This window comes from Streptomyces sp. NPDC088785 (assembly GCF_044750685.1).
Classification (GTDB): domain Bacteria; phylum Actinomycetota; class Actinomycetes; order Streptomycetales; family Streptomycetaceae; genus Streptomyces.
Genome location: NZ_JBIVKH010000005.1, coordinates 180055 through 189940, shown reverse-complemented (window position 1 = coordinate 189940; position 9886 = coordinate 180055). Strand labels below are relative to the sequence as shown.

Annotated in this window: 9 protein-coding genes and 1 pseudogene; 6 read left to right on the top strand and 4 right to left on the bottom strand. The window is 73.2% G+C overall.

The genetic code is table 11. From position 1 onward, the window contains the following. Positions 1–54: 54 nt before the first annotated feature. Positions 55–1401, bottom strand: a complete 1347-nt coding sequence (gene lysA / locus ACIP5K_RS17950; RefSeq protein ID WP_401410534.1) for a diaminopimelate decarboxylase — start codon at positions 1399–1401, stop codon at positions 55–57. A gap of 323 nt (positions 1402–1724) precedes the next feature. Beyond that, positions 1725–2015 (bottom strand): annotated as a pseudogene (locus ACIP5K_RS17945) (SAV_915 family protein); the annotation flags it as partial. A gap of 306 nt (positions 2016–2321) precedes the next feature. Between ACIP5K_RS17945 and ACIP5K_RS17940 the strand changes: the two are divergent. Continuing rightward, positions 2322–2909, top strand: coding sequence for a universal stress protein (locus ACIP5K_RS17940; protein ID WP_401410532.1), 588 nt, complete (start codon positions 2322–2324; stop codon positions 2907–2909). 49 nt (positions 2910–2958) lie between these two features. Here ACIP5K_RS17940 and ACIP5K_RS17935 read toward each other — a convergent pair whose 3' ends face one another. Continuing rightward, on the bottom strand, positions 2959–3141 hold the full coding sequence (locus tag ACIP5K_RS17935; protein ID WP_401410530.1) for a DUF5999 family protein: 183 nt from the start codon (positions 3139–3141) through the stop codon (positions 2959–2961). A 376-nt stretch (positions 3142–3517) separates the two neighbouring features. Here ACIP5K_RS17935 and kdpF point away from each other — a divergent pair, with 376 nt between their 5' ends. From kdpF to ACIP5K_RS17915, 4 genes are read left to right on the top strand one after another with little or no spacing between them, the layout of a single operon-like run. Then, positions 3518–3607, top strand: a complete 90-nt coding sequence (kdpF, locus tag ACIP5K_RS17930; RefSeq protein WP_018533641.1) for a K(+)-transporting ATPase subunit F — start codon at positions 3518–3520, stop codon at positions 3605–3607. An 8-nt stretch (positions 3608–3615) separates the two neighbouring features. Beyond that, positions 3616–5277 carry a potassium-transporting ATPase subunit KdpA gene (gene kdpA / locus ACIP5K_RS17925; protein WP_401410527.1) on the top strand — a complete coding sequence of 554 codons (1662 nt, stop codon included), beginning with the start codon at positions 3616–3618 and terminating at the stop codon, positions 5275–5277. A gap of 60 nt (positions 5278–5337) precedes the next feature. Further along, positions 5338–7464, top strand: a complete 2127-nt coding sequence (gene kdpB / locus ACIP5K_RS17920) for a potassium-transporting ATPase subunit KdpB (RefSeq protein ID WP_401410526.1) — start codon at positions 5338–5340, stop codon at positions 7462–7464. 5 nt (positions 7465–7469) lie between these two features. Then, complete coding sequence (locus tag ACIP5K_RS17915; protein ID WP_401410524.1) at positions 7470–8180, top strand: potassium-transporting ATPase subunit C; 711 nt, start codon at positions 7470–7472, stop codon at positions 8178–8180. 33 nt (positions 8181–8213) lie between these two features. Here the strand turns inward: ACIP5K_RS17915 and ACIP5K_RS17910 are convergent, their stop codons facing one another. Beyond that, a complete protein-coding gene (locus ACIP5K_RS17910) occupies positions 8214–8858 on the bottom strand; it encodes an HAD family hydrolase (RefSeq protein WP_401410522.1) in 645 nt (214 codons plus the stop codon). A gap of 185 nt (positions 8859–9043) precedes the next feature. Here ACIP5K_RS17910 and ACIP5K_RS17905 point away from each other — a divergent pair, with 185 nt between their 5' ends. Next, positions 9044–9859: an ABC transporter ATP-binding protein gene (locus ACIP5K_RS17905; protein WP_401410520.1), complete on the top strand. Its 816-nt coding sequence runs from the start codon at positions 9044–9046 to the stop codon at positions 9857–9859. The last annotated feature ends 27 nt before the right edge of the window (positions 9860–9886 follow it).

The following is a 9886-nucleotide window of genomic DNA, read 5'->3' as shown; positions in this document are numbered from 1 at the left end:
CCTCCTTCCGCAGGAAGATCATGCAAGTTGTCCGAAGAGTTGGTGCGGGCGCGGCTACAGGCCCACGTCCCGGCTGCGGATGTCCTCCATCGACTCGCGGCGCACGAGCAGCCGGGCCCGGCCGTCGCGCACCGCGGCCACCGGCGGGCGTCCCACCAGGTTGTAGCCGGACGCCATCGACAGGTGGTACGCCCCGGCGACCGGCACGGCCAGCAGATCGCCGGCCCGCACGTCGGCGGGGAGCGGCACGTCGGCGGCGACCACGTCACCGGCCTCGCAGTGCCGGCCCACGACCGTGGCCGGCGCGAGCGCGGCGCCGCCCGGCCGGCCGACGAGCCGGGGTGCGTACCGCACCCCGTACAGGGCGGGCCTGGGGTTGTCGCTCATGCCGCCGTCGACGGCGACGAAGGTGCGGCCGCCGGTCCGTTTGACGGACACCACGTGGTAGAGCGCGACGCCGGACGGACCGGCGACGGCCCGGCCCGGCTCGATGATCAGGCGCGGCACGGGCAGCCGCGCCGCCGCGCAGGCGGCGGCGAGTTCGGCGCGGACCCGGCGGGCGAGCCGGGGCAGGTCGAGGACCGGTTCACCGGGCCGGTAGGCGATGCCGTGACCGCCGCCGAGGTCCAGTTCGGGCAGCACCAGACCGTGCTGCTCGTGCAGGCGGGCCATCAGGCCGACCATCCGGCGCACCGCCGACAGGTACGGCTTGACCTCGGTGATCTGCGAGCCCAGATGGCAGTGCAGACCGGTCAGTTCGAGCTGCGGCTGGTCGAGGATGCGGGTGATGGCGTGCTGGGCGTAGCCGTCGGAGAGGGACAGCCCGAACTTCTGGTCCTCGGTGCCGGTCCTGATCTTCGCGTGGCCGCCCGCGCTGATGCCGGGCACGACGCGCACCATGACCCTCTGGTGGCCGCCGGGGCCGACCGCGGCGGCCAGCCGCGCTATCTCGGAGGGGCTGTCGATGACGATGCGGCCGACGCCGTACCGGAGGGCCGTGCTGAGGTCCTGCGGCGTCTTGGCGTTGCCGTGCAGGACGATCCGGTCGGCGGGGAACCCGGCGGCGACGGCGAGTTCGAGCTCGCCGGCCGAGCAGACGTCGAGGCCGAGGCCCTCCTCATCCATCCAGCGGGCCATCGCGCGGCACAGGAACGCCTTCGCCGCGTAGTGGATCCCGGCGTCGGGAAAGGCCTCCCGGTAGGCGCGGCAGCGGCGGCGGACCTCGGACTCGTCCAGGACGTACACCGGCGTGCCGAAGCGGGCGGCGACCTCGGCGAGCGCCACGCCGCCGACCGTCACGTCACCGGGCCGGGGCTCGGCGGCGGAGGCGGGCCACACCGAGAGCTCCGCGGGGCCGATGGCGGTCGCCGGGGCCGCGGTCGCCGGGGCGGGGGCGGGCACGGGCCCGGGCGCGGGCACAGGTGCCGGGGCCGTGACCGGGGCAGGTTCCGGTGCCGAGGCGGGTTCCGGTGCCGGGGCGGGTTCCGGTACGGATGCGGGGACGTGGGTGGTGGTCATCGGGGCGCCTTCCTCGGCCGGTCCATGACGGTGGGGCGGTCTACGGGGGTGAGGTTGACGGGGGTGCGGTCGACGGCGGTGCGATCGCCGGGGGCGCGGTCGACGGCGGTGCGGTCGACGGCGGTGCGGTCGACAGGGGTGCGGTCGACGGCGGGCCCGGTCGCCCGGATCGTGGCGGCCGCTCGGGGCTCCCGGGTGTGGTGCCGGGCCGGGGCGGGCGCGGTGAGCTGCGGATCGACGGTGACCGTGCCGGCGCCCAGCGGCGCGGCCAGGGCGCGCAGCGCGGGCTCCGCGAGCCGGATCCACGGCTGGTCCGGGCCGAGCGTCGCGGCCAGCGCGCGGGCGGAGGTGAAGCCGACGGCCGTGCGGTCGCCGAGCGGGGTGCGGAACAGGCGGGCGGCGTGCCCGAAGGGGCCCGGCCGGACGGGGACGCAGAGCGGTCCGGCCGGGACCCGTTCGACGGGTTCGGGGTCGTCGCCGCACACGGGTTCGGTCATGGGATGCCTCCTGGAGGATCCGGGTTTCGCGGATGGTTCGGCGAGGACGCTATGCCCGCCGCACCCACCGCCCGGGCCGGCCCTGACGGGTTGTTGACGGAGATCGTCCGGACGCTGACGCGCTGGTGACGGGCGCCCTCCCGCACGGGCCGGGCCGCCGTCAGGAACACGCCAGGAAGGACCGCCGCGGCTGGTCCCGGCCGCGCCCCGGAGCTGGAATGGGCGGGTGAGTCCCGCGCGCGGTGTTGTCCCGCGTCGCCGACGGGGCATCCGGGAACCACGGTCGGTCTCAGGGGAGGTGAAGCGATGTCCGGATCCGCCGCGGCCTCCACCCCGCGCAAGCTCCGCGTCGTGGTCGGGGTGAACGGCGAATTGGGCAGCCGCACCGCCCTGCGCCGAGCGGCGGCCGAGGCCCGCCACCGCCGGGCCGAGCTCTGGCCCGTCCTCGCCTGGCGGTCGCCCGCCGGCGCGCTCGGCGCCCGCACCGGCCCGCTGATGCCGCTCCCCGGGGAGGACTGGCAGGACCTCGCGCGCGCCACCCTCCTCGGCACCCTCGACGAGGTCTTCCCCGACGGCCCCGGCGTCCGCGTGCACGCACTGCTGGCGCAGGGCGCCCCGGGCCGCGTCCTGGTGGAGGCCGCCGACCGGGAGGACGACCTCCTCGTCGTCGGCGCCGGACACCGCGGCACCCTCCACCGGCTGCTCCAGCCCTCGGTGAGCCGCTACTGCCTGGCCCGCGCCCACTGCCCGGTGCTGGCCGTCCCGCCGTCCCCCCTGGAGGCCGAACTGGCCGCGGCCCACCGCCGCAACCTGTGGCGGCTGCGCCTCGACACCCGGCACTTCGCCGCGGAGACGGCGGCCCCCGACGACGGCCAGGCGGTCGCCGGGGCGTGATCCGGCCGGCCGCGGGCCGGTCCGCGGGCCGCGCGGGCGGCGGGCGGGGTCAGGCCGCGGCGGCGAGCGGCGCCGGATACGACCGGTGCGGGGCGACCGCCCGCCCGTCCGGCAGCAGCTCGCCGGTGTCGTCGAAGACGATCCGGCCGTCGCACCGCAGGCTCCAGCCCTGCTCGGGGTGGGCGGCGACGACGTGCTCGGGGCTCGTGCACGCGGGTCGGTGATCACACATGGCGCACCTCCAAGAGGGTTGTCCGCTGCTTCGACGATGCGCCCGCCGCACCCCCCGCGGCCAGAGCCCGGGGCGGAGTGTGACAGCTCCAGGACAGTGCGCGGACAGACCCCGGACGCACCGGCCGCCCGGCCCCGCCCGTACGGCCGCGTAAGAGACCCGTCAAGGGCGCGTACGGCCGCGTAAGGGAGCCGTCAACGGGGATCGGAACCGGCCATGACCGGGGGTTTCCTCTCACTGTCAGCACAAACGACAGTTCGACCCACCCCACCGATTCATCATCCAGGGAGCTCACGATGGCCGACGTGGCCTTCGTCGTCACCACGATCGCGGTCTTCGCGCTGGTGGCATTCGTCGCCAAGGGGGTGACGAAGCTGTGACCGCCGAGAACATCGTCGGCCTCGTCGTGGCCGTCGCCCTGCTGGGCTATCTCGTCCTCGCCCTCATCTACCCGGAGAGGTTCTGAAGCCCGACATGAGCCCCGTCCTTGCCGGTGCGCTCCAGCTGCTCGCGCTCATCGCGGCGCTGGCACTGGCCTACCGTCCCCTCGGCGACTACATGGCCCGGGTCTACTCCTCCGAGAAGCACCTCCGGGTGGAGAAGTGGATCTACAAGGGCATCGGCGCCGACCCCCGCGCCGAGATGCGCTGGACCGCCTACCTGCGCGCGGTCCTCGCCTTCTCGGCCGTGAGCGTCCTCTTCCTGTACCTGCTCCAGCGCGTCCAGGGCAGCCTGCCGGGCTCGCTCGGCTTCCGGTCGATCGACCCGGACCAGGCCTTCAACACGGCCGCGTCGTTCGTCGCCAACACCAACTGGCAGTCCTACTACGGCGAACAGGCCATGGGCCACGTCGTGCAGACCGCCGGGCTCGCGGTGCAGAACTTCGTCTCGGCCGCCGTCGGCATCGCCGTCGCGGTGGCGCTGGTCCGCGGGTTCGCCCGCTCCCGCACCGGTGAACTGGGCAACTTCTGGTCCGACCTGGTGCGCGGCACCGTCCGGATCCTCGTCCCGATCGCCGTGGTCGGCGCGATCGTCCTGGTCGCCTGCGGCGCGATCCAGAACTTCTCCGGCATCCACGAGGTCGGCCAGTTCACGGGCGGCACGCAGCAGTGGAACGGCGGCGCCGTCGCCTCCCAGGAGGCCATCAAGGAGCTGGGCACCAACGGCGGCGGCTACTTCAACGCCAACTCCGCCCACCCCTTCGAGAACCCCACCGCGTTCACCAACCTCTTCGAGGTCTTCCTGATCCTGGTCATCCCGTTCGCGCTGACCCGCACGTTCGGCAGGATGGTCGGCTCGGTGCGGCAGGGCTACGCGATCCTCGCCACGATGGCGACCATCTGGGTCGCCTTCGTCGGCCTGATGATGTGGACCGAATTCGCCCACCACGGACCGGCGTTCGACCTCGCGGGCGGCGCCATGGAAGGCAAGGAGAACCGGTTCGGGATCGGCGGTTCGTCGATCTTCGCGGTCTCCACGACCCTCACCTCGACCGGCGCGGTGGACTCCTTCCACTCGTCCTTCACCGGCTTCGGCGGCGGTCTGACCATGCTGGGCATGCAGCTCGGCGAGATCGCGCCCGGCGGCACCGGATCCGGCCTCTACGGCATGCTGATCATGGCGATCATCGCGGTGTTCGTCGCGGGACTGATGGTGGGCCGCACCCCCGAGTACCTCGGCAAGAAGATCGGCAGCCGCGAGATCAAGTTCGCCGCCTGCTACATCCTGGTCACCCCCGCCCTCGTACTGATCTTCACGGCCGCCTCGATGGCCCTGCCCACCCCGCCGGACTCGATGCTGAACAGCGGCGCCCACGGCTTCTCCGAGATCCTGTACGCGTACACGTCCGGCGCCAACAACAACGGCTCCGCGTTCGCCGGTCTCGGCGCCGACACCCAGTGGTTCAACACCACGATCGGGCTCGCGATGCTGCTCGGCCGGTTCCTGCCGATGGTGTTCGTGCTGGCGCTCGCCGGCTCGCTCGCCGAACAGCGACCGGTCCCGGCCACGGCGGGCACCCTGCGCACCGAGAAGCCGCTCTTCACCGGCCTGCTCGTGGGCACGCTGCTGATCATCACCGGCCTGACCTACTTCCCGGCGCTCGCGCTCGGCCCGCTCGCCGAGGGGCTGTCCTAGATGAACGCCGACACACAGAAGCCACCGCAGACGCGGAAGACGAGGAATCCAGAGGACGCCATGTCCACAGCCACCCCCACCCGGGCGCCGCACCCGGACGCGCCCACCGGCCCCCAGTCGCCCCGGGACGACGAGGGCAGGGTCGGCGCGGGTCTCTTCGACCCCAAGCAGCTGATCAGGTCGCTCCCCGACGCCTGCCGCAAGCTCGACCCGCGCGTCATGGTCAAGACGCCCGTGATGTTCGTCGTGCTGATCGGTTCGGTCCTGACGACGGTGTTCTCGTTCAAGGACCCCTCCGACTGGTTCGGCTGGACCATCAGCGCCTGGCTGTGGCTGACGGTCGTCTTCGCGAACCTCGCGGAGGCCGTCGCCGAGGGCCGCGGCAAGGCGCAGGCCGACACCCTGCGCAGGGCGAAGACCGACACCGTCGCCCGCCGGCTGGTCGCGGACCGCGAGGAACAGGTCCCCGGCACCGCGCTGACCGTCGGCGACCTGGTGGTCTGCGAGGCCGGCGACATCATCCCCGGCGACGGGGACGTCGTCGAGGGCGTCGCCTCCGTCGACGAGTCCGCGATCACCGGCGAGTCCGCCCCCGTCATCCGCGAGTCCGGCGGCGACCGCTCCGCCGTCACCGGCGGCACCCGGGTCCTCTCCGACCGCGTCGTCGTCAAGATCACGACGAGGCCCGGCGAGACGTTCATCGACCGCATGATCGGCCTGGTGGAGGGCGCGGCCCGGCAGAAGACGCCGAACGAGACGGCGCTCAACATCCTGCTCGCGTCGCTGACCATCGTCTTCGTCCTCGCCGTCGCCACCCTCCAGCCCATCGCGGACTGGTCGTTCGCCACCGCGGGCAGCAGCGCACACCTGTCCCTGATCGTCCTGGTCGCCCTGCTGGTCTGCCTGATCCCGACGACCATCGGCGCACTGCTCTCCGCCATCGGCATCGCCGGCATGGACCGGCTGGTGCAGCGCAACGTCCTCGCCATGTCGGGCCGCGCCGTCGAGGCCGCGGGCGACGTGTCGACCCTCCTCCTCGACAAGACCGGCACCATCACCCTCGGCAACCGGCAGGCCGCCGAGTTCGTCCCCGTACGAGGAGTCTCCGACCGCGAACTCGCGGACGCCGCACGGCTGTCGTCGCTGTCCGACGAGACCCCCGAGGGCCGCTCGGTCGTCGCCCTCGCCGAGGAGGAGCACGGACCGGGCGAGCGGCGGCCGGGCGAGTCGGACGGCGCCGAATGGATCGCCTTCACCGCCCAGACCCGCATGTCGGGCGTGGACGTCGACGGCCGCAAAATCCGCAAGGGCGCGACCGGCTCCGTCGTCGCCTGGGTGCGCGAACGCGGCGGCGAGGTCGCCGAGGACACCCGGGAGCTCACCGACCGGATCGCCGCGGCCGGCGGCACGCCGCTGCTGGTGGCGGTGGAGGACACCCGCGGCGCCCGCGTCCTGGGCGTGATCCACCTCAAGGACGTCGTCAAGGCCGGCATGCGCGAACGGTTCGACGAACTGCGCCGCATGGGCATCAGGACCGTCATGATCACGGGCGACAACCCGCTGACGGCCAAGGCGATCGCCGACGAGGCGGGCGTCGACGACTTCCTCGCCGAGGCCACGCCCGAGGACAAGATGGCCCTCATCAAGCGGGAGCAGGCGGGCGGCAAACTCGTCGCGATGACCGGCGACGGCACCAACGACGCCCCCGCCCTCGCCCAGGCCGACGTCGGCGTCGCGATGAACACGGGCACGTCGGCCGCGAAGGAGGCCGGCAACATGGTCGACCTCGACTCGAACCCGACCAAGCTCATCGAGATCGTCGAGATCGGCAAGCAACTGCTCATCACCCGCGGCGCGTTGACGACCTTCTCGATCGCCAACGACGTGGCGAAGTATTTCGCGATCATCCCGGCCCTGTTCGCCGCGGTCTACCCGGGCCTGGACCGGCTGAACATCATGCACCTGTCGTCGCCCGACTCCGCGATCCTGTCGGCCGTCGTCTTCAACGCGCTCGTCATCGTCGCGCTGGTCCCGCTCGCCCTCAAGGGCGTCCGCTACCGCCCGGTCAGCGCCGACCGGCTGCTGCGCCGCAACCTCGCCGTCTACGGCCTCGGCGGCCTGGTCGCGCCCTTCGTCGGCATCAAGATCATCGACCTGCTCATCTCCCTCATCCCCGGAATCGGCTGATCCTCATGAACAACTCCGTAGGAAACACCGGGCGGTTGCTCTGGGCGGGTCTGCGGGCCCTGATCGTCCTCACCGTCGTCTGCGGCGTGCTCTACCCGCTGGCGGTCACGGGCGTCGCCCAGGCGGCCTTCCCCGGCAGGGCCAACGGCTCGGAGATCAAGGACGCGGACGGCAAGGTCGTCGGCTCGTCCCTCATCGGGCAGTCCTACACCGACAAGCACGGCGATCCGGACCCGAAGTGGTTCCAGGGCCGCCCGCAGAACGGCCTCGGCGAGAACAGCGTCAACACGCAGTACAAGCTGATCCTCTCCGGCGCCACCAACCTCTCCGGCGACAGCGGCGCCCGCGACGGCGCGTGCCTGCCGCTCGGCGCGTACCGGACCGAGGACGAGCGGGCCACCCTCTGCTACCGCGTCCTCGCCGCCCGGCAGGCCGTCATCGACGACAACTCCACGGCCACGTACCGGGTGAAGGGCTCCGACGTCCCCGCCGACGCCGTCACCTCCTCCGGGTCGGGCCTCGACCCGGCGATCTCCCCGCGGTACGCCGATCTCCAGGTGCACCGGGTCGCGGAGCGCAACCACCTGTCCGTCGCGCGGGTCCAGCGGCTCGTCGACGCGCACAAGGACGGCCGGCTCCTGGGGTTCATGGGCGAACCGACCGTCAATGTCCTCGAACTCAACATCGCGCTCAAGCAGTTGACCCGGGCGGGCTGAGACGGCGCCCCTGCCCGGGCGGGCACCCGGCCCTCACCCGAGGGCCGGGAGCGGCCCCAGCGCCGCCCGCAGGTCGTCCGGCCCGCGGAAGTGGACCCCGGTCATCCCGAGGGCGACCGCCGCCTCGACGTTCTCCACGGTGTCGTCCACGAACAGGCACCGCTCGAAGGCGGCGCCCGCCAGCGACGCCGCGATCTCGTAGATCTTGGGATCCGGCTTGACCACGCCGAGCCGGGCGCTGCTGACCACATGGTCGGCCAGGCCGGTGAGACCCATCTCCGCCAAGTCGTCCTCCAGCCGTACCGTCGCGTTCGTCACCAGCACCAGCGGCACCCCCGCCGCCCGCACCCGGCGCAGCAGAGCCACCACCCGCGCGTCCGCCCGGAACGGCGACGCGGCGAGCGCCCGGCCCAGCTCCCTGGCCCGCTCCGGCGGCACCCGCCCGGCCAGTGCGGCCACGATCGACTCCACCCACTGCCCGAGCGTGATCTCGCCGCGCATCAGCGGCAGGTCCACCTCGGGCGCGAACGCCACCTCCGCGGTGCCGCCCTCCGGCAGCCCGGCCTGACGCTCCAGCTCGGCGACCCGGCCGCTGTCGTAGAACCGGATCACGTTGTCGACGTCGCACAGCACGGCGTCGAAGGGGCGGTCGGCGCCGGGGCCGGGCGGGATCTTCACCGTCCCTGGATAGCACGGCCCGGGGCCCGCGCCCCGGGCGGGTCGGCGCCGGGACGGCCACCCACGGGGAGGCACCGGCCGGCGGACCCGCCCGTGCGCAGGCCGGGTCCACACCTCGGACGCCCCGACGGATATGTGCGCTCTACAGCTACTCTGCGTCCGAACGCGAGGAACCGGGAGGCATCATGGACAGGACGAACGGGACGGGTGCGCGCGTCGTCGCCACCCTCGACGGCGCGAGCATGCGCCGCCTCACCACCGGTCAGGTCATCCTCGACGGCATCGACTGGAGCGTCCGCTCCGGTGAGCACTGGGCGCTGCTCGGCCCCAACGGCGCGGGCAAGACCAGCATCCTGCGGCTCATCGGCGCGACCACCTTCCCCACCACCGGCACCGTCGAGGTCCTCGGCCACCGGCTCGGCCGCGTCGACGTGCGCGAGCTGCGCGCCCACATCGGCCACGTCTCCACCTCCCAGCGCGTCCCCCAGGACCTCACCGGCCACACCGTCGTCCTGACCGGCCACTCCGGCACGGTGCAACCGCTCTGGAAGACGTACGGCACCGAGGTGCGCGACCGCGCCCACGAACTGCTCGCCGAACTCCAGATCAAGGACCTCGCCGACCGCCCGTACGGCGTCTGCTCCGGCGGTCAGCGCGCCCGCATCCTCATCGCCCGCGCCCTGATGGCGAACCCGGCGCTGCTGCTGCTCGACGAGCCGTTCAACGCGCTCGACCTGCCCTCCCGCGAGGACCTGATCGACACCATGCGCCGGCTCGCCGACCACCGGCCCGGCCTCGCCACGGTCACCGTCACCCACCACCTGGAAGAACTGTCCCCCGCGATCAGCCACGCGCTGCTGCTCAAGGAGGGCCGGGTGCTCGCCCGCGGCGCCGTCGAGGACGTGCTCACCGCCGACCGCATGACCGCCTGCTTCGGCCGCCCCATCGAGGTCACCCGGCACGCCGGCCGCTGGCTGGCCCGCTCGGGCGGCCTCGCCTAGGGCCTGTCCGCACCGCCTGGGGTGGTG

What these genes read in the sequence shown, in the direction of transcription:
- ACIP5K_RS17940 (WP_401410532.1), top strand. Translation starts at nt 2,322, where the DNA reads ATGTCCGGATCCGCCGCGGCCTCCACCCCGCGCAAGCTCCGCGTCGTG.
- ACIP5K_RS17935 (WP_401410530.1), bottom strand. Translation starts at nt 3,141, where the DNA reads ATGTGTGATCACCGACCCGCGTGCACGAGCCCCGAGCACGTCGTCGCC.
- kdpA (WP_401410527.1), top strand. Translation starts at nt 3,616, where the DNA reads ATGAGCCCCGTCCTTGCCGGTGCGCTCCAGCTGCTCGCGCTCATCGCG.
- kdpB (WP_401410526.1), top strand. Translation starts at nt 5,338, where the DNA reads ATGTCCACAGCCACCCCCACCCGGGCGCCGCACCCGGACGCGCCCACC.
- ACIP5K_RS17915 (WP_401410524.1), top strand. Translation starts at nt 7,470, where the DNA reads ATGAACAACTCCGTAGGAAACACCGGGCGGTTGCTCTGGGCGGGTCTG.
- ACIP5K_RS17905 (WP_401410520.1), top strand. Translation starts at nt 9,044, where the DNA reads ATGGACAGGACGAACGGGACGGGTGCGCGCGTCGTCGCCACCCTCGAC.